At 62.4% G+C, this 18,413-nt stretch carries 22 protein-coding genes; 11 read left to right on the top strand and 11 right to left on the bottom strand.

Features of this window, described 5'->3' with window-relative positions; genetic code table 11:
- Nucleotides 1-159 precede the first annotated feature (159 nt).
- Entirely contained in the window at nucleotides 160-1,374 is a 1,215-nt protein-coding gene (locus ABLE85_RS01220) for a M24 family metallopeptidase (protein WP_348790866.1), read from the top strand.
- A 314-nt stretch (nucleotides 1,375-1,688) separates the two neighbouring features.
- On the opposite strand, the gene ABLE85_RS01225 is transcribed toward ABLE85_RS01220, so the two are convergent.
- Nucleotides 1,689-2,465: a creatininase gene (locus ABLE85_RS01225; RefSeq protein WP_348790867.1), complete on the bottom strand. Its 777-nt coding sequence runs from the start codon at nucleotides 2,463-2,465 to the stop codon at nucleotides 1,689-1,691.
- A gap of 105 nt (nucleotides 2,466-2,570) precedes the next feature.
- Here ABLE85_RS01225 and ABLE85_RS01230 point away from each other — a divergent pair, with 105 nt between their 5' ends.
- The 5 genes from ABLE85_RS01230 (at nucleotide 2,571) to ABLE85_RS01250 (ending at nucleotide 7,578) form a co-directional block, all read left to right on the top strand.
- On the top strand, nucleotides 2,571-3,485 hold the full coding sequence (locus ABLE85_RS01230) for a LysR substrate-binding domain-containing protein (RefSeq protein WP_348790868.1): 915 nt from the start codon (nucleotides 2,571-2,573) through the stop codon (nucleotides 3,483-3,485).
- A gap of 90 nt (nucleotides 3,486-3,575) precedes the next feature.
- Nucleotides 3,576-4,712, top strand: a complete 1,137-nt coding sequence (locus ABLE85_RS01235; protein ID WP_348790869.1) for a spermidine/putrescine ABC transporter substrate-binding protein — start codon at nucleotides 3,576-3,578, stop codon at nucleotides 4,710-4,712.
- 97 nt (nucleotides 4,713-4,809) lie between these two features.
- Nucleotides 4,810-5,655, top strand: a complete 846-nt coding sequence (locus ABLE85_RS01240) for an ABC transporter permease (protein ID WP_348790870.1) — start codon at nucleotides 4,810-4,812, stop codon at nucleotides 5,653-5,655.
- Nucleotides 5,652-6,464 (top strand): ABC transporter permease, encoded by an 813-nt coding sequence (locus ABLE85_RS01245; RefSeq protein WP_348790871.1) that lies wholly within the window; start codon nucleotides 5,652-5,654, stop codon nucleotides 6,462-6,464. Before ABLE85_RS01240 ends, ABLE85_RS01245 begins: the two co-directional genes overlap by 4 nt.
- A gap of 19 nt (nucleotides 6,465-6,483) precedes the next feature.
- Nucleotides 6,484-7,578 (top strand): ABC transporter ATP-binding protein, encoded by a 1,095-nt coding sequence (locus tag ABLE85_RS01250; RefSeq protein WP_348790872.1) that lies wholly within the window; start codon nucleotides 6,484-6,486, stop codon nucleotides 7,576-7,578.
- Between the two features lie 7 nt (nucleotides 7,579-7,585).
- On the opposite strand, the gene ABLE85_RS01255 is transcribed toward ABLE85_RS01250, so the two are convergent.
- Nucleotides 7,586-8,224, bottom strand: a complete 639-nt coding sequence (locus ABLE85_RS01255; protein WP_348790873.1) for a phosphoribosyltransferase — start codon at nucleotides 8,222-8,224, stop codon at nucleotides 7,586-7,588.
- Between the two features lie 21 nt (nucleotides 8,225-8,245).
- Nucleotides 8,246-8,671 carry a hypothetical protein gene (locus ABLE85_RS01260; protein WP_348790874.1) on the bottom strand — a complete coding sequence of 142 codons (426 nt, stop codon included), beginning with the start codon at nucleotides 8,669-8,671 and terminating at the stop codon, nucleotides 8,246-8,248.
- 190 nt (nucleotides 8,672-8,861) lie between these two features.
- Between ABLE85_RS01260 and ABLE85_RS01265 the strand changes: the two genes are divergently transcribed.
- The gene (locus tag ABLE85_RS01265) at nucleotides 8,862-9,299 is read left to right on the top strand and encodes a universal stress protein (protein ID WP_348790875.1); all 438 of its coding nucleotides are present in this window, start codon (nucleotides 8,862-8,864) and stop codon (nucleotides 9,297-9,299) included.
- A gap of 53 nt (nucleotides 9,300-9,352) precedes the next feature.
- Complete coding sequence (locus tag ABLE85_RS01270; protein ID WP_348790876.1) at nucleotides 9,353-10,387, top strand: hypothetical protein; 1,035 nt, start codon at nucleotides 9,353-9,355, stop codon at nucleotides 10,385-10,387.
- Here ABLE85_RS01270 and prs read toward each other — a convergent pair.
- Nucleotides 10,332-11,312, bottom strand: a complete 981-nt coding sequence (gene prs, locus ABLE85_RS01275; protein WP_348790877.1) for a ribose-phosphate diphosphokinase — start codon at nucleotides 11,310-11,312, stop codon at nucleotides 10,332-10,334. The genes ABLE85_RS01270 and prs overlap by 56 nt on opposite strands.
- 215 nt (nucleotides 11,313-11,527) lie before the next feature.
- Between prs and chrA the strand changes: the two genes are divergently transcribed.
- The gene (chrA, locus tag ABLE85_RS01280; RefSeq protein ID WP_348791427.1) at nucleotides 11,528-12,697 is read left to right on the top strand and encodes a chromate efflux transporter; all 1,170 of its coding nucleotides are present in this window, start codon (nucleotides 11,528-11,530) and stop codon (nucleotides 12,695-12,697) included.
- 84 nt (nucleotides 12,698-12,781) lie between these two features.
- Here the strand turns inward: chrA and ABLE85_RS01285 are convergent, their stop codons facing one another.
- Nucleotides 12,782-13,639 carry a LysR family transcriptional regulator gene (locus tag ABLE85_RS01285; protein WP_348790878.1) on the bottom strand — a complete coding sequence of 286 codons (858 nt, stop codon included), beginning with the start codon at nucleotides 13,637-13,639 and terminating at the stop codon, nucleotides 12,782-12,784.
- A gap of 85 nt (nucleotides 13,640-13,724) precedes the next feature.
- On the opposite strand from ABLE85_RS01285, the gene ABLE85_RS01290 reads away from it, so the two are divergent.
- Together ABLE85_RS01290 and ABLE85_RS01295 are read left to right on the top strand one after the other, a co-directional pair.
- Nucleotides 13,725-14,201, top strand: a complete 477-nt coding sequence (locus ABLE85_RS01290) for a nucleoside deaminase (RefSeq protein ID WP_348790879.1) — start codon at nucleotides 13,725-13,727, stop codon at nucleotides 14,199-14,201.
- Nucleotides 14,202-14,213: 12 nt separating this feature from the next.
- Nucleotides 14,214-15,458 carry a cyanate transporter gene (locus ABLE85_RS01295; RefSeq protein WP_348790880.1) on the top strand — a complete coding sequence of 415 codons (1,245 nt, stop codon included), beginning with the start codon at nucleotides 14,214-14,216 and terminating at the stop codon, nucleotides 15,456-15,458.
- Between the two features lie 133 nt (nucleotides 15,459-15,591).
- Here ABLE85_RS01295 and ABLE85_RS01300 read toward each other — a convergent pair whose 3' ends face one another.
- From ABLE85_RS01300 to ABLE85_RS01325, 6 genes are all read right to left on the bottom strand, one after another.
- Nucleotides 15,592-15,915 (bottom strand): YkgJ family cysteine cluster protein, encoded by a 324-nt coding sequence (locus ABLE85_RS01300; RefSeq protein ID WP_348790881.1) that lies wholly within the window; start codon nucleotides 15,913-15,915, stop codon nucleotides 15,592-15,594.
- Nucleotides 15,916-15,966: 51 nt separating this feature from the next.
- Nucleotides 15,967-16,158: a hypothetical protein gene (locus ABLE85_RS01305; RefSeq protein WP_348790882.1), complete on the bottom strand. Its 192-nt coding sequence runs from the start codon at nucleotides 16,156-16,158 to the stop codon at nucleotides 15,967-15,969.
- A gap of 16 nt (nucleotides 16,159-16,174) precedes the next feature.
- Nucleotides 16,175-16,552 (bottom strand): hypothetical protein, encoded by a 378-nt coding sequence (locus ABLE85_RS01310; RefSeq protein WP_348790883.1) that lies wholly within the window; start codon nucleotides 16,550-16,552, stop codon nucleotides 16,175-16,177.
- Nucleotides 16,552-16,779: a hypothetical protein gene (locus tag ABLE85_RS01315; protein WP_348790884.1), complete on the bottom strand. Its 228-nt coding sequence runs from the start codon at nucleotides 16,777-16,779 to the stop codon at nucleotides 16,552-16,554. Before ABLE85_RS01315 ends, ABLE85_RS01310 begins: the two co-directional genes overlap by 1 nt.
- A 122-nt stretch (nucleotides 16,780-16,901) precedes the next feature.
- Nucleotides 16,902-17,132 (bottom strand): cold-shock protein, encoded by a 231-nt coding sequence (locus ABLE85_RS01320; RefSeq protein ID WP_348790885.1) that lies wholly within the window; start codon nucleotides 17,130-17,132, stop codon nucleotides 16,902-16,904.
- A gap of 253 nt (nucleotides 17,133-17,385) precedes the next feature.
- A complete protein-coding gene (locus ABLE85_RS01325; RefSeq protein ID WP_348790886.1) occupies nucleotides 17,386-18,321 on the bottom strand; it encodes a DUF5996 family protein in 936 nt (311 codons plus the stop codon).
- Nucleotides 18,322-18,413 lie beyond the last annotated feature (92 nt).

Genomic DNA, 18,413 nt, shown 5'->3' on the forward strand with positions numbered 1-18,413 from the left:
CGGGGGCGGACGACGGCTGTTTGTAGCGTCGCTAGCGACCTCGGATGGCACGGCAAATAAGAAAGTCAAATGCCGGTATCAGGTGAATAAATTTCTGAAATGCGTCGGCCAAATCTAGTTTGACCGCATCAGCTTACGCATTCGGAGAGGAGTAGCCCGATGACTGATGATATGTTGCATGTAATGAAGTGGCACAACGGCGAGAAGGACTATTCGCCGTTCTCGGATGCCGAGATGGCCCGCCGGCAGAACGACGTTCGCGGCTGGATGGCCAAGAACAATGTCGATGCGGCGCTGTTCACTTCGTACCACTGCATCAACTACTATTCCGGCTGGCTGTACTGCTATTTCGGGCGCAAGTACGGCATGGTCATCGACCATAACAACGCCACCACGGTCTCGGCCGGCATCGACGGCGGCCAGCCGTGGCGCCGCAGCTTCGGCGACAACATTACCTACACCGACTGGCGCCGCGACAACTTCTATCGCGCCGTGCGGCAGCTGACGACGGGCGCCAAGCGCATCGGCATCGAGTTCGACCACGTCTCGCTCGACTTCCGCCGCCAGCTCGAGGAAGCCCTGCCGGGCGTCGAGTTCGTCGATGTCAGCCAGCCCTCGATGTGGATGCGCACCATCAAGTCGCTCGAGGAGCAGAAGCTGATCCGTGAAGGCGCACGCGTTTGCGACGTCGGCGGCGCGGCCTGCGCGGCTGCCATCAAGGCCGGCGTGCCCGAGCACGAGGTGGCGATCGCCACCACCAACGCCATGATCCGCGAGATCGCCAAGTCGTTCCCCTTCGTGGAACTGATGGACACCTGGACCTGGTTCCAGTCGGGCATCAACACCGACGGCGCGCACAACCCGGTCACCAACCGCATCGTGCAGTCCGGGGACATCCTCTCGCTCAACACCTTCCCGATGATCTTCGGCTACTACACCGCGCTGGAGCGGACGCTGTTCTGCGACCACGTCGATGACGCCAGCCTGGACATCTGGGAGAAGAACGTGGCCGTACATCGCCGCGGGCTCGAGCTGATCAAGCCGGGCGCGCGCTGCAAGGACATCGCCATCGAGCTCAACGAGATGTACCGCGAGTGGGACCTCCTGAAGTATCGCTCGTTCGGTTACGGCCACTCCTTCGGCGTGCTCTGCCACTACTACGGCCGCGAGGCGGGCGTGGAACTGCGCGAGGACATCGAGACGGTCCTCGAGCCGGGCATGGTCGTGTCGATGGAGCCGATGGTCATGTTGCCGGAAGGCATGCCGGGCGCCGGCGGCTACCGCGAGCACGACATCCTGATCGTCGGCGAGGACGGTGCCGAGAACATCACCGGCTTCCCGTTCGGTCCCGAACACAACATCATCCGCAACTGACGGCATGGCGAGGCTGGCCGTGGCTTTACATGTTCCCCACGACTGGCCGCGCTGGTGGATCGACGGAAAGGATCCGTCGATCCGTTATCCAAAGCCGTCCGCGGTGTTCGGCGCGGCAGAGCTTGTGCGCCTTGTCGCTCGCATCATTTCCGCGATGCGGAAGCGGGCTCCCCATTGGTCCGCCGCGCCTGCGCCGGAAGGCCAGGAAGCCGAGCATCGACGCGGGCTTTCACTGCCACTACGCCCCTTTTGACCGGACAAGGAAAAAGCCGCGGTTTTTCACCGCGGCTTTTTTTGTGCGCCGGCGAAGTCGCTCAGCGCGGGAATTCGGTCTTCAGCGCGTTGACGATGCCGTTGACGCAAACCTCTAGCAGGATCTCGCCCTTCTCCTTGGAGGCTTCCTTGGGCGAGGAGAGCGTGCCGCTGGATGGCGTCCATTCGGGCTTGGGCGGATAGACGTCATAGGGCGGGAAGGAGGCCGGCTCATGGTGAACGGCGCGGTCGAGGCTTACGAGATGCGGATAGAGCGCCAGCATCAGCGAGGTTTCCAGCACGCCGCCGTGCTCGAGATCCCAGCCGGTGAAGCCATTGGGGTAGAGGCGAGCGATCGTCTCCTTGTCCACGAAATCCCAGTAAGACAGCACCACGATCTTCATGTCTTCGATGCCGCCCCAGCGCAGTTCGCGCAGCGCCAGATCGATGCCTTCGATGATGAACCAGGAGTTCTCGAAATGGCCGTTGACCAGGCAGATACGGCGCACGCCGTGGCGGGCGAATTCCTTGATCACGTCGCGCAGTGCCGCCACCAGCGTCGCGCCATCCAGGCTGGTGGTGCCGGGCAGGTGGTTGCCGCCGCCGGACTTCTGGTGCGACTTGTAGCCATAGGTGAAAGGCGGTGCGACGAGGGCGCCGATCTCACCGGCAACACGGCGCGCGAACTCTACCGGCAGCAGGACGTCGACATGCATCGGCATGTGGTGGCCGTGCTGCTCCATCGATCCGATCGGCAGCAGGATCGGAACCGAACCGTCCCGGACGCGGCTGTGATAGTCCGGCCAGGTCAATTCGGCAGCAAAAACTGTATCGCCCATTTTTTTTCATCATCTCCCATTTTCGATGTTGGAAGAATGATTAGAGGCGGCTTTAATGATATGAGAAATTTATAATTGTCATTCGCTCATGAGGAATTCAAATCCATGCGGAGCGTTGTCAACTACCAGACCGATCTTTTGCGGACCTTCGTTTCGGTGGTCGATCTCGGTGCCTTTACCAAGGCGGGCGACGCTCTGGGGCGTACCCAACCGGCCATATCGCTCCAGATGAAGCGGCTTGAAGAGCTTGTGGGGGCACCGATCATCAAGCAGGTCGGGCGCTCGCTGCTGCTGACCAGCGAGGGCGAGATGCTGCTCAGCTATGCGCGCGAAATCCTTCGGCTCAACGACGAGGCCGCTTCCTATTTCAATCGGTCGAAGATCGCCGGTGTGCTGCGCGTCGGCCTCCCCAACGACTACGCCGTCGCCTTCCTGCAGGGCGTGATTACAGAATATACCCGCGAGCATCCCGGCATCTCGCTCGAGCTCTATTGCGGCTGGAGCGGGGAGATTCTCGACCGTCTGCGCGCCGACGAGCTTGATCTGGCGGTCGCCATGACCGACCACGAGCGCGCGCAATATCTGTCGCGCTCCTGGATAGAGCGGCCGGTTTGGGCCGCCGCGGAAACCGCTGTCTTCGATCCGGCCATCGGCGTCCCGCTCGCCGCGCACCCGGAAGGCTGCGCCTATCGCGCGCGCATGATCCAGGCGCTCGACACGGCCCGCATCCGCTGGCGGGTAGCCTATACGGGGCCGGGCATTTCGGGCTTACAGAACGCGGTCATGAACGGCCTCGGCGTCAGCGCCCTGACCCGCTACACCATGCTGCCCGGCATGCGGGTGCTGGATCCGGCAGAAGGTTTTCCGCCTCTGGCCGAGATCCGCGTGGGCCTGTTCTACAAGCACCCGCGCCTTTCCGACGCCGGGATCCGGCTGGTAAACCACATAGTCGCGCGGCTCGATGAGGCGGGCATTTCCAGCGATCCGGGGCGCGGCAAGGTCGAACTGCAACACCAATAAGTGGTACAAATCCGTTTATTATGAGAATTAATTTTCCAAATACATTGGCCCCCCATACCGTTGGGAAAACAACGAGCACAGGGGAATAAGATGACGCTCGATAAGACGCTGACGACGTCGCGGTCGCGCCGCGATATTCTGAAGGGTGCAAGCGTTCTGGGAGGTGGCGCACTTGCGATGCCATTCCTTAGTCGGCTTGCTTTCGCTGATCCGGTCGAGCTCAACATGCTCGCCTGGTACGGCCACGCCGAACCTGATGTGGTGGCCGAATTCGAGGCCGAGAACAACGTCAAGTTCAAGCCGAAATACTACACCGGCGGCGACAACATGCTGGGTCTTATCTCCCAGTCGCCGGCGGGAACCTTCGATGTCATCCTTTCGGATGCTGAATATGTGCAGCAGCTCAATGCCGCCGGCTATATCGAGAAGCTCGATCCTGCCGACTATGCATTCGACGACTTCTTTCCCGAGTTCCAGCACTTCCCCGGCCACTGGGAGGGAGACGACCTGTATTCGGTGATCACTCGTTTCGGGTTCCTCGGGGTTGCCTACAATACCGACGCTCTCACAGAGAAGGAGGCGTCCACCTACAATGTCTATTGGGCCGACAAGCTGAAGGGGAAGGTGGGGCATTTCGACTGGCATCTGCCAAATCTGGGACAGATCAGCCTGCTCAACGGCAATGCCTCGCCCTATGACATCGACGAGGCCGCTTGGGGCAAGTTGCAGGAGAAGATGAAGACGCTGCGCCCGCAGGTCGGAGGCTTCTTCGACTATGGCGGCACCTTCTCGTCGCTGCAGAACGGGCAGATGCTGGCAATGGCCGGCATCGGCGACTGGATTACCGGCGCGCTGGAACGCGGTGGCGCCAAGGTGCGCAGCGTAATTCCCGAAGAGGGCGGCCTGCAGTTCACCGAATCCTTCTGCATCGGCAAGGGCTCGCAGAAGGCCGATCTCGCCAAGAAGTGGATCCAGTACATCACCTCGGCCAAGGGGCAGGTGAAGTCGGCCAACATGGCGGCCTATCCCTGCCTCATCCCGAACAAGAAGGGCTGGGAGTTGCTGGCGAAGGAAACGCCGGAAGAAGCCAAGCGGCAGGGCATGTTGCTCAACGAGAGCAACGCGATGGACCTGATCCGCGCTGGCCGTATCAAGTACCGGCAGCTGCCGGTGCAGCAGAGCCTTGAAGACTGGAACGATTTCTGGTCGGAATACAAGGGGTCGTAATGCGACCCTCGGGGGCGGGCGCTTGCCCGCCCTTTCCATCTCGGGAAGCCGCTTGCGACTGCGGCATGTGACGCCCTTGGGGCCTGGGCTGCTGCAAATGCGGAAATCGATTACCCTTTATGGACTGACCTTCTCGCTGCCCATGCTGGTGTGGCAGCTTGCGTTCTTCCTCGCGCCGCTGGTTTTCCTGGTCGCTCTCAGCTTCTGGACCGTCAAGAATTTCCGCATGGTGCCGGATTTCGACACCGTAAACTGGGTGCGGATGCTCAGCCGCGGCGTTTTCTGGGAGGCCTATTTCCGGACGCTGGTTCTGGCGCTGTCGGCGTCGGTCATCACCAGCGCACTGGCCTTTCCCTGTGCCTACGGCATCGCCTTCAAGCTGGGTGAGACGGCGCGGCGCTGGGCGGTGTTCCTGATGGTCATCCCCTTCTTCACCAGCTATCTGGTGCGCGTCTATTCTTGGCAGGTGTTCCTGTCCGACAACGGCATCATCAATGCCCTTCTTGCCAAGTTCGGGCTGGGGCCGTTCGGCATGCTCAACTCGGTGTTCGGCATGATGGTGGGCTATCTCACCCTGAGCTTCCCGCTCGTCGTTCTGCTGCAGTTGTTCAGCCTGATCTTCATCGACAAGACACTGATCGAGGCCGCGCACAATTTGCGCTGCGGACGGCTGCGCACCGTGTTCGAGGTCGTGCTGCCCTGCGCCAGGGTTGGCCTCGTCATCGCGGCCCTGTTCTGTTTCATCCTGACCTTCGGCGATTTCGTGAGCCCGCTCTATCTCGGCGGTGGCGACCCTCCGACGCTGTCGATCCTGATCACCGACACCACCAAGTCGGGCCAGCAGTGGCCGCGTGCGGCGGTCATCGCCCTCACCATGGTTGCCACTCTTCTGGCAGTGGCCTTCGCGGCGGTCAGCTACGCATATCGGGAGCGCGGACGATGAGCGACTTCAACCGGAATCCCTGGATCGACTGGACGCTGAAGCTCTACATTCTGCTGGCCTTCGCCTTCATCTTCGCGCCGATCGCGGCAAGCTTCGTGTTCTCCTTCAACGTGGACCGTTTCCCGTCGCTGCCGCTCGGGGGCTTCTCGACGATCTGGTACGAGACCGTCGCCGCCGACCCACTGGTCTGGGAGGGGCTTCGCAACACGCTCATCGCCGGCGTTGTGGTGTCCGTCTTGGCGACGGCGATCGGCTTCGGCGCTGCCTACACGGACTTCCGCTACAAGTTCTTCGGCAAGCCGTTCTATCTTGCGCTGGCGATGCTGCCGCCGACCATCCCGGTGGTCATCCTGGGCCTGGCCATGCTGGCCTTCCTGTCGAATGTCAGCCTTTCCGGCCAGATCCATTCGGTGATGATCGCCCATGTGGTGATGTGCGCGCCCTTCGCAATGGCGATCTGTCGCCTGCGGCTGTCGCAGATGGACCCGTCGCTGGAGGCCGCGGCCTGGAATCTCGGCGCATCGGAATGGAAGGCGATGAGGTATGTCATCATACCCTTCTGCAAGCCGGCGATTTTTGCCGCGCTGTTCATCACCATGGCCGTGTCCTTCGACGAATTCGCGGTGGCGTGGTTCGTGTCCGGCCTGCATGAAACACTGCCGGTCAAGGTTCTCGGCTTCCTGCAGGGGCAGGTCAGCCCGCGCATCAACGTCATCGGCACCTTCGTCTTCATCGCCTCGATGACACTGGTGGTTCTGGCCCAGATTCTTCTCATGAAACGTAGCGCCACCCCCAAGGCAGGCGGCTAGGCGCTGGAGAGATAGTGCAATGACAGATCAAGCCCTCGTCGTCTTCGACGGCGTCGTCAAGCAGTTCGGCGGCTTCGTTGCCGTGGAGCGCATGGACCTCGACATCCGCAAGGGCGAGTTCCTGGCCATCATGGGTTCGAGCGGCTGCGGCAAGACCACGACGCTGCGCATGCTGGCCGGCCTCGAAGCTCCCAGCCAGGGCGAGATCCGCCTCGCCGGCAAGCGCATCAACGACCTGCCGACTTGGCAGCGCGACACGCCGATGGTGTGGCAGAGCCTCGCGCTGTTTCCGTTCCTGACCGTGCGCGAGAATGTCGAGTTCAGCCTGCGCATGCGCGGCGTGGACAAGGCCGATCGGCGCCGGCGCGTGGGCACCTGGCTCGAGCGCATGCAGATCACCGAATTCGCCGACCGCAACGTCGCCCACCTGTCGGGCGGCCAGCGTCAGCGCGTAGCGCTCGCCCGCTCGCTGGTGACGGAGCCGGAGATCCTGCTGCTCGACGAACCGCTTTCGGCGCTCGATGCGCATCTCAAGGTGCGCATGCAGACGGTGCTGTCCAACCTCCAGAAGGAGCTCGGCATCACCTTCGTCTACGTCACCCACAGCCAGTCGGAGGCCTTTTCCATGGCCGATCGCGTGGTCATCATGAGCCGGGGCAGGGTGGAGCAGATAGGCAACCCGCAGGAGATCTACCGGGCGCCAAGAACCCGCTTCGTGGCCGAGTTCCTCGGCTCTTCCAACATCTTCGCGGGGCAGGTTTCGGCGGTGACGGGCGATACGGTCAGGATCGCGAGCGCAGCGGGCGAGTTCCATGTGGTGCGCAATCCGGCCAAGCCGTTGGCCAAGGGCGACAAGGCCACTTTCGTCGTCTCGGACGACCGCGTGCATCTCGCCAACCAGCCGCCGTCCGCGGGACTAAACGGCCTGCAGGCCGTGGTCGTTGGCGAGGAGTTCGTGGGTGCGACCGCGGTGGTTCATCTCGAGGCCGCCGACGGAACCGAGATCAAGGCGCAGAAAAGCCACGACGAACTGGAGCAGCTGAACCTGTCGCCGGGCGCGAAGGTCTGGGTCACCTGGCGGGCGGACGCGGGTCACATCCTGCCTGGGGCTTGAGCTCGGATCAACCGGCCTTCTCCAGCGCGTCGATGACCTGTTTGTCCGAGAGCTGGGGAAAGCGGAGATAGTGATAGCCAAGGGCCCGGAAATGTTCCGGCTGGCTAAGGCACACCGTTCGGTCTGCCTCCTGCCGCAACTGCGCTACCACTTCCGCCGGTGCAACAGGAATCGCCAAAACGACTTCTCTGGCGCCCCGTCTCCGGAGCGCCTTGAGCGCAGCCGCCATCGTCGTGCCCGTCGCGACGCCGTCGTCAACGACGATTGCTGACCTGTCGGTCAGATCGATCGGCTTTCGCCCGGCCAGATAGATTGCGCGCCGGCGTTCGAGTTCAGGCCGCTCGACTTGGACCAGTTCGGCCAGTTGCTCATCGGTGAGCCTAAAGAATTCGGCAATCTCGCGGTTGACCACGACGTCCGGCGGGTCGCCGTCGACGACGGCTGCCATCGCGAGCTCGGGATTGCCGGGGGCGCCGATCTTGCGCACGATGAGAAGGTCAAGCGGTGCATGCAGAACCCGGGCGATCTCCGCAGCCACAGCCACCCCGCCGCGCGGCAGCGCAAGCACGACAGGATCATGCAGGTCGCCCAGCTTGGCTAGCTCGGCTCCGAGTTCTGCTCCGGCCTGCTGTCTATCCCTGAACATGATGGCGTCCGCCAGCTGGGTTCATGCTGATACGTTTGTGCCGGTGGGCGGCGGCGAGGCCCTGAACCCGGCAAAGGTCAGGTAGGCGCCGATGATCAGCATTATCAGTTCGAAAAAGGGCGCGAACCTGCTGAACCGAAGCATTTCGAACAGCGCCGACACCTCCGTGGGGGGCAGTGTCAATAATACGATACCGCGGATCAGGAACAGCCATCCCAGTAGGGTGACCACGACCGGCAGGGCGCCACCGGACCAGACATTGTGGGCAAGCACGATGGCGAGGCCGATGGCGAGCGTGATCATACCGAGGACCATAATCAGCGGCGGGTCGCGGAAAAACATGGCGACCGTCTCGACGGTATTCTGCTGCTGCAGAAACATCGTGATGGCGACGAGAAGGAAGAACAGTCCGAGCAAACGGCTGAGAAAAATTGTCAGGCGCGACATGTCAGCCTCCATCAAACGGGAGTGCCCGCTACTATACTCCAAAACCGAAGCCAGTGCGCAGACAAGGCTCGCTGCAGAGGCCCGCACATGAAATGTCGGAGTTGGCATGGCCGGAAAGTCTGGCTTTTGATTTTGGTCAACGCGGCTCCGCCCCATATCGGCTAGATGGATATCAAGGAGGGTGGAGGCGATGTATAACCACATTCTCATACCGACCGACGGGTCCCCGCTCTCTTCGGTCGCCGTTGAAAAAAGCTTGGCTTTCGCTCGCGATGCTGGCGCCAAGGTTACGGTTCTCAATGTGGTGGAGCCGTTCCATGTCTTCTCGACCGAGACGGCCCAGCTCTCCGACACAAAGGACGAATACGAGCGTCAGTCGAAGGAGCAGGCGTCGCAGTATCTCGCAGAAGCCGAACTGAAGGCGAAGACGTTCGGCGTGCCGTGTGAGGCAGTTATGGTCAGGCAAGACCAGCCATACAAGGCCATCATCGAAACCGCGAAGGCGAAAGGCTGCGACCTGATCGCCATGGCATCCCACGGGCGAAAGGGCGTCTCCGCGATCGTGCTGGGAAGCGAGACCGTGAAGGTGCTGACCCATTCGACCATTCCAGTGCTGGTCTACAGGTGATGTGCTAGAGCAACGCCGGACGGTCGCTTGGCGGCAGGCTCCAGATGACGCATTTGGCCGAGAAGGTGGATTTCCTCAGCGATCCTGCATCCTATGCCGGCGCGACCCGGCATGTCGAAGCGCGAGAGACCCACATGTCCTGGGTCTTCCTGACCGACGACCGCGCCTACAAGCTCAAGAAGCCGGTCAAGTACCCGTTCCTCGATTTCAGCAGCCTGAAGCGACGATATTTCTATTGCAGGGAAGAACTGAGGCTCAACTGCCGCTTGGCGGAGCCCACCTACATGGCCGTCATCGCGCTGCGCCTCGATGAAGCGGGGCGACTGACGTTCTCGGGTGAGGGGCGCGTGGTCGACTGGCTGGTCGAGATGCGCCGGCTTCCTGCCGCGGACATGCTGGACACACGTATCCGTCAGGGACGGGTGACGCGTGAGGAAATCGAGCGTGTGGGCGCACTACTGGTCGACTTCTACTCCCGGCGCTCGCGGGAGCGTGTGGCGGGCGATGCCTACCTGAGCCATCTGGTCAAGGAGCACGCAATCAACCGCGCCATCCTGGCGAGGCCGGAATTCGGGTTGTTACCGACGGCGGAGCGCACGCTCGACAAGGTGGAGCACGCGCTGGTGCGCTTCAGGCCCGTCATTGAGGAACGCATACTGCAGGGCAAAATTGTCGAAGGACATGGCGACCTTCGCCCGGAGCATATTTGCCTCATCAATCCGCCGCAGATCATCGACTGCCTGGAATTCAACCGGGCCATGCGCATCATCGATCCCTATGACGAGGTGAACTATCTCGGGCTCGAATGCGAAATCCTCGGTGCGGCGTGGATCCGGCCATTTCTCTGTTCGATGTTGGAAAGAGAGCTCGGTTGGGCGCCGAGTGCCGCGCTGCTGGCGCTCTACGGAGGGTTCCGGGGGCTGCTGCGCGCCCGCTTGTGTGTCGTCCACCTGCTCGAGACGCCATTACGGCATCCGGAAACGTGGCGCCCCCTTGCGCTTCGTTATCTCGCCGCCGCTGAAAACGTATGCGTCAGTCTTCCATTCCCAGCAGGTCGTCGATCGACCCGTGTGTGTGGAGACGCCTGACCGCTTCCCCTATCAGAGGACCGACCGGCACGATGTCCAGCCTGGCCTGAGGGTAACGGACGGCAGCTTCCGCGGCGGCGGCCACGCTGTCGGTAACCACGATGCGATCGATGAGGGGGCTTTCGAACAATTCTTCGACACCTTCGCCGAACAACCCGTGCGTGGCCAAGGCGTAGACCGCTTCGGCGCCGCGCTCGCGACACGCAACGGCAGCGCGAAGCGTGGTTCCGCCGGTGTTGATCATGTCGTCGACGATGAAGACTGCGCTTCCCTTCACATCGCCTGCGAACAGGTTGCCGGTAACGATCCCGCGGCTGCGGCGCTTTTCCATGAAGCCGAAGCCTGCCTCCAGGCCGGTATCGGCTTCGAAGGTCTCCTTCAGGAGCTGGGCGCGTTTTACACCGCCACCGTCGGGAGAGAAGATGGTGATGAGCATGTCGTCCGCCAACGACCGGATGATGGGGCAGAACAGCCTCCGTGCATCGAGATGGATGGTTCCACACCGGAATGCATTCTGGAAGGCCGCGAAATTGTGCACGTCGACGACGAGAACCCGATCTGTCCCGACGGCTTCGAACAGCTGGGCGACGTAGCGGGTGGTGACCGGGTCGCGGGCTTTCGTCTGCCTGTCCTTGCGCGAATAGGCCAGATAGGGAACGAGCGCAGTGACCCGTTCGGCGCCGTTCTCACGGCATGCGGCGATGAAGAAAAGAAGCTTGCAGAGCCTGTCGTTTGCCGACGCGGCTGCACTTCCGGCCAGGCTGTGCAGGACATAGACGTCCTCCCCCCGAACGCTCACCAGCGGGCGCGCCTTATGCTCGCCGTCTTCGAAATCGCGTTCCTCATGTGGGTCGAGTTCGGTCCAGAGCGCATGCGCGACGGCAGCGCCGAGATCTTCCGAGCCTTTCAAGGCAAAGAGTCTCATATGTCTTCAGTACCACATCGCCGGAAATCCGGATTGACGCGCGTCAAGGATCTCCATGAGGGTCGGCCTGACGACGACGCGGCGTGCAGCGGGGACCTTGCAAAAGCGCCGGCGGCGCGTATCCCATGCTCCGGTCTGAGGAGAGAAGCACCGAGACGCGCATGATCAACCGCAAGGAAGCCGTATCGGTGGAGGAGCCACATCCCGGTTCGCCGATGGAAGTCCTTCGCGTATTTCTGAAGCTCGGCGTGACCTCGTTCGGCGGGCCCATCGCCCATTTGGGCTATTTCCGCGATGAGCTGGTCATGCGCCGCCGCTGGATCGACGAGGCCGGCTTTGCCGATCTCGTCGCGCTCTGTCAGTTCCTTCCGGGCCCGGCGTCCAGCCAGGTCGGGTTCGCGCTCGGCGTGCTGCGCGGCAATGGGTTGCTCGGCGGGTTTGCAGCTTGGCTCGGCTTCACCATGCCGTCCGCGATCATCCTCTTCGCCTTCGCGCTCGGCGCTGCCAGCTTCACCGGGCCGGTGGCGGAAGGCTTCCTGCATGGCTTGAAGCTGGTGGCCGTGGCGGTCGTCGCCCAGGCTGTGTGGGGCATGGCAAGGACCCTCACGCCCGATCCAGTGCGTGCAGGGATCGCACTGGCCGCGGTTTTCGTCGTCATCTTCGTCGGCGGCTCCTTCGGGCAGATCGGTGCGATTGCGCTGGGCGCGCTTGCCGGCTTGTGGCTGTGCCGCAACGACAATGCCGAACTCGCTGGCCATCTGAGCTTTCCGGTGTCGCGCCGGCAGGGGGCCGCGTCGCTAGCCTTGTTCGCGGCCCTTCTCTTGCTGCTGCCTGTGGCAGCGAGGGCAGGCGCGCACGGCTTTGCCCTGTTCGACGCCTTCTATCGCTCGGGTGCGCTGGTCTTTGGCGGCGGCCATGTCGTGTTGCCGCTGCTGCAAGCCGAGGTCGTGGCCCCCGGATGGGTCTCCAACGAGGCTTTCCTGACCGGTTACGGTGCGGCGCAGGCCATCCCCGGTCCGCTATTTACCTTCTCGGCCTATCTCGGCACCCTGATGGGCCCGGCGCCCAATGGGCTCGCGGGGGCGACCATCGCCCTTGTCGGTATTTTCCTTCCGGGTCTCCTCCTCGTCTACGGCATGCTCCCCTTCTGGGACAGGCTGCGCCTGCGGCCTGCTGCCCAGGCGGCCATGCGCGGAACGAATGCGGCAGTCGTCGGCATTCTGGGCGCAGCGCTCTACAACCCGGTCTGGACGAGCGCGGTGCTGAACCCGCGCGATTTCGCGCTGGCGCTCGCAGGTTTCCTGCTGCTGGCCGTCTGGAAAGCGCCGCCATGGGTCGTGGTTATCGTTCTCGCTGCTGCGGGGACGGCGCTTCACCTTGTCTGACCCGCTTTGCGGCCTCGACCTGACCTTCGGCGAGAACAAGCCTTTCGGATATTTTGCGCTGAAAGCCGGCGGGCGGGAAATGCTCTACCCCTGCGGTTCCACAATTTGCGCCAAGGCTGCGGCCAGCTGGCGGATCAGGGCTGGCGCGTCGCCGCGATGGTGGATCGCGATTTCCATCGTTTCGATCACCGGCAGGCCGCTTGCCGGTGTCAGGATGCAATGACTTGGCAGCGCCACGCGCAGGGGCAGCAGGCTGATGCCCAGGCCATCGGCGATTGCGCTCTGGATGCTGGCAAGGCTCGAACTGGTGTAGACGATATGCCAGCGCCGCCCCAACGCATCGAGCGCGTTGGTCATATCCGCGCGATAGAGGCCCTGAGGCGGGAATGCGACCAGGGGCAGTGGATCGGCCTCGGACATGGGATGGGCCGCGCTCTCCAGCCAGCAAAGCGGCTCGGGCCAGCGCATCGCACCGCCCGAGGCCCCGCGCTTCTGCTTGACCATGACCAGGTCTAGCTCCCCAAGCTCATAGGAGCGCAGCAGGTCATTGCTGAGGCCGCTGGTGACCTCGAGCTTGATATTGGTGCGCTCGCGCAGGAACTCGGCCAGCACTGGGGTGAGCAGGGCGGAGGCAAAGTCCTCGGGCAGGCCGAGCCTTAGCGTGCGGCTCGCGGCGGTTCCCGACAGGGCGGCGGCCGCCTCGTCGTTGAGCGCCAGCATGCGCCGCGCATAGCCGAGAAGTCGTTCGCCCGCCTCGGTCGGCTGCACCTCGCGCCGGCTGCGGTCCAGCAGGCGCTGCCCGGTGGCTTCCTCGAGGCGCAGCACCTTCTGGCTCACCGTGGACTGGGTGGAATTCAACAGGCGGGACGCAGCTGTAAAACTCCGCGTATCAATCACCGCCACCAGGGCTCGAAGGAGGTCGAGATTGAAAGTGGTATTCATAATGTCACTAGTTAACATCAAGACATTTAATTTCCAAATGGTGCGCGGCGCGCCTAACTAGGATTCCGCAACGGGAAACATGACCATGACGAACGCCAACCGATTTCTGGCCGAGGCAATCGCACTTGCATTCGACAATGTGCGGAAGGGCGGGCGGCCTTTCGGCGCCGTCGTGGTCAAGGACGGCCAGGTGATCGCGCGCGGCGTCAATCGTATGCTGGCAGACAGCGATCCCACTGCTCATGCCGAGATGCTGGCGTTGCGGGCGGCCGGCGCTGCACTGAAGTCGCCTCGTCTCGATGGGTGCGAGATATATGCCAGCGGCCAGCCTTGCCCGATGTGCCTTGCCGCTATCCGCATGTCCGGAATAGGCGACGTTACATTCGCCTATTCCAATCAGGATGCTGAGCCATTTGGCTTGTCGACGGCCGCCGTCGCCGTCGAACTGGCCAAGCCGCTCGACCAGCAAAGCGGCCTGAACATGTCATACTGCCCGCCGGAAACCCGAGATGAGGATCATCTTTACCGGGTATGGCAGGACCAAGCCGATTCCAAGGGCTAGGGCCTGCCGACAATGAAATCAGCGCAAAGGGAACTGCCTAGCCAGGCCAGCCAATGGGCTCTGCTGGCTCTGGTGGTGCTCGTCGGTCTCAATCTTCGGCCCTTTCTGACCGGCCCAGGGCCGATGCTGGCGACTATCAGGGCCGATACCGGACTGGGCTATGGCGGCATCGCGCTGCTGACGCTGCTGCCCATGCTGCTCATGGGCGTTGGCGCGTTTCTGTCCCCCGGCATCCACGCGATCGTCGGCACGCGCCGGGGCATGCTCGCCGCCCTGGCGGTCCTCATGCTGGGTTCGTTGCTGAGGCTGGTCGTCCAAGGGGGGCTTTCGCTGATCCTGACGGCGGCCCTTTGCGGCGTCGGCGTTGCTTTTGTCCAGGCGGTCTTCCCTGGCATCATCAAGGCACGTTTCCCGACCAAAATGTCGTCGGTGACGGGGCTCTATTCGGCCATGATCATGGGCGGAGGCGCGCTCGGAGCGCAGTTGACCCCGCTCCTGTCCGGGCCGTCCGGCGAGTGGCGGACCGCGCTGGCCTGGCTAGCGCTACCGGCTGCCATTGCCCTTCTTGCTGCCCATCGCACCTTGGCCGACACGAAAGCATCGGCGCCCGATCGGTCGCTGACGGTCACCTTGCTGCGTCGTCCGCGCACCTGGCTGCTGATGGTTGGCTTTGGCCTCGTCAATGGGGGCTATTCATCGATGGTGGCTTGGCTGGCACCGTTTTATCAGGCCCAAGGTTGGGGCGTAGCCGAAAGCGGAAGCCTGGTGGCGGCAATGGCCATTGCTCAAGCCGTGTCTGCCCTGACGATACCGATGCTTGCGGCGCGCAGCCGGGATCGTCGTCCGTGGCTATGGGCCACGCTGGTCTTGCAGGGGATCGGATTTTCCGGCCTGGCATTTTATCCGTCGGTGGCGCCGATCCTGTGGACTGTGATCTGCGGCGCCGGCCTGGGCGGATGCTTCGCTCTGTCGCTCGTCACAGCGCTCGATCATCTGCCGCGCCCGGAACAGGCAGGAGCGCTGGCGGCGCTGATGCAGGGAGGCGGATTCCTGATCGCTGCGTTGGCACCCTTGGCCACGGCCATGCTGCATGATTGGAGCGGCAGTTTCGCCACGGGCTGGACGATGCATCTGGCCTGTGTCGCCATCACGATTGCGCTCTATGTGCGGCTTGATCCGGCGCGCTACGTGCAGGCGATGGAGATGTCCGGACCTTTGGGCGGGAACAATACGCGCGAAGCAGCGAGCAACTGTTAAGGGCCTGGACCTTCGGCATGGCCGCGGCTTGAAATTCTCGTCAGGAAGTTTTGGCCGACAGAGGCAGTCGACCGAGCGCCGGGTTCAAGCCGGCCGCCCGCCTGACGCCGGCACTATGTTGCCCTGTCATCTCTCACGAGGCGAGCTTTACATGAGGTCGGGAGAACTTCTCCCGCGCCATCAGGCAGTCATTGTCGCCGGGCATGCAGGCACGACAAACGTCGGGGCGGACTTCATAAATCGCGCATGAGGTCGATTTGCCCACCACGCCGACGAGCGCCGCGCAGCGCGCGCCATTGCAAAGCATGCCGCTTTCGTCGCCGGCGACATAATGGGCGGGGATGCGGTCAAGCTGAGCTTCGTCCTCGGTGGAAAACCGCGGCCACTCCGAGGAGTAGGAGCAACAGGCGCCGCAGGACTTGCAGTCGAAGTCTGCACCGGGAATTGGTACGGTCATGCGAGTTTCAAAGCCGATAGGCTTCTTGGAGGCGGGGTTTTCAAGAGAACGCTATCTCGACTTCCGCTTCCGCGTCGGCGCCTCGGGGGCGGAGTTGAAAAGGTCGGTTCCGACGGTCGCCGGCGTCTCGCCCAAGTCGTTCGGAGCGGTGGCCTCGCGATCATTGCTGCGCTTGTCAGGCGCCTTGGCCTTGACGATCGCTGCGCCCTTCTCTTGATCTTTCGCGGCAAATTTGATGGCCATCGAGGCTTCCTCCGCGTCAGCTGGCCCGGCTGCGAAGCCGACCGATCAAGGCCGAAACGGCAGTGATGTTCATCTCTTCGGAGGACCAGTTCCTGGCCTCCTCGATATGTTTGGGGGCGAGCTCGCGATGCGTGCTGCCACTATAGGCAGCATCCGGATGGATGGATTTCTGGCCTGACTTGAGGTCTTCGGTAATGTATTCGATCAGGTAGTTCGGACATTCGGCCCGTCCGAGTACGCCAATGCGCACCTGCGCATCGCCATGGGCGCGGCGACAGCGCTCCAGTTTTTCAAGGATGCGCCTGACGTACTCGATCGGATGATCGAGGTTCTCCACCACATCGGCTATGGTGGCGTCCCCGGGAGTTTTCACTAGAACTGCTCGTCTTGCCATCAGTTCTTGGCCGTCCGTTTGGAAGTGCGGGGCGCTGTTCCAGCAAGCATCTCTTCTGCTTCCTTCTGGAGGCGCATTTCCTTCAATCGCGCAGTCTTCGCGTCGCGTTCTCTGGCAATCGCCTCACTCTCTTCAACGATGCGATTGCGGGCGAGGGACTGAGTCTGCGTCTTGCCGAAATTGAGTTCGGCCCGTTCGCGTGCGCTCTGAGGATCTCGAGACATCATCTATCTCCTTTTTCAGCAAGCCATCCAAACAAAAAAGGCCAGGCATTCGCCTGACCCTTCCTTGTCATCCGTTCAGCCACTGGTGCCAGTACATCCGTGGTCACCGGCCGAATGGACGATAATTATTCGGCCTGAAGCTTGTCGGCCGACATCTTGCCCGACTTGTTGTCGCGGACCATCTCGTAGCTGAGCTTCTGGCCTTCGGCGATAGTGCGCAGGCCGGCGCGCTCGACGGCGGAGATGTGGACGAAAACGTCCTGGCCGCCATTGTCAGGCTGGATGAAGCCGAAGCCCTTGGTGGCGTTGAACCATTTAACTGTGCCGGTGTTCATGACGAACCCTTTCTTTAGCATATGAAGTCCCCCGCGCGTTTGCGCGGTGGCAGTCGGGTCGATTTTTGAAGGGAGGTTCGTCGAGGAGGCGCCAAGAGCGCGCAGAACAAATCAGACAAGCAAACATCGATTGGACCTCTATACGTCATCGTCGAATGCATGTCAACTTTTGGTTTTGGGTTCCTGTTTTAATCGCCGATTGGTTGTCTAGAGGGGCAGGACCCGGCAATCGCTATCTGCTTCCTCTGGCTGAAGGAATTGGTCGGCTTAGGATCTAGATGCGTCGAGGCCGCCCCGGCTCGCCCAAGGCACACTCGAGGTTGTCTCTGTCCCACTTCCCCAGACGGGCGGCGGCGCGATAGGTGCTTTCCAGGAAGGCCATCAATGTCGCTCTCGGGTCGTTTGCGAGCCGTACGGCATCGTAAGGCAGCAGGAATTCGCCCAGCGTCTTGTCGAAGTAGGCAGTCTCGGGCGCCACTTCTGCGTCCTCGTAACCGGCCGGAGCCGGATATGCGTAGGAGTAAAAGGCCGGGAAATCGATCGGACCGCCGCCCGGCCAGAAGCCGGCCGAGGAGACTTCGTGGCTGTAGGCCTCCTGGGTGACCTTGTCAGGCAAGCCCGGAATACCTCCGGGATGCAGGGGCGCGCGGCGGCCGGAGAAGCGCGTCACGGCAAGGTCGAAGCTCCCCCAGAAAAGATGAACCGGGCTGACCTTGCCCAGGAAGGAAGTGCGGAATTCATAGAGCACCTCCGACACCAGGACGCAGGCTCTGAAGAAGCGGACCACGGCATCGCCATCGTAGGGCCGGACCTTCAAATCGGCCTCGAACGGAATCGCATCAGGGATTTCGTTCGGGCGACCATCCAGCTCAGCTGTTCCACCGAGAAACCGGATGAGTTCCAGCAGACGCGAATGGAAGTCGGCGACGGACATCGGCTGCAGGGGGAAGGCTGCTTTCCGTCCGTCGGTGGTCTCCCCGACAAGCTGGTGAGCGAGGAAATCGAAGCGCAATTCTACGCCACCGGGCCGATCCGGCACCAGTCCGGTCGTCAAGCCGCGGGCGTTCAGATAGAAGGTGGCGTGCCAGGAATGGTTCACCCATGGCGTGCGGGCCAGCCGATACTTGCCGACGATCTGGGTATAGAGGTGGAGCGCGCTACAGGTGTCGCGCCAGGGAAGGTAGGGTATCGCGGGCCACTCTTGGTGCATGCGTTTATCCACCCTGCAAGTCAGCGATTACGATAGTGCGGTGAGCGCCGCCCTCAAGGAGGCGAGATGCGGATGCCATGTTTGCGGGGTAG

The sequence above is a fragment of the Mesorhizobium sp. KR1-2 genome (assembly GCF_040045035.1).
GTDB lineage: Bacteria > Pseudomonadota > Alphaproteobacteria > Rhizobiales > Rhizobiaceae > Pseudaminobacter.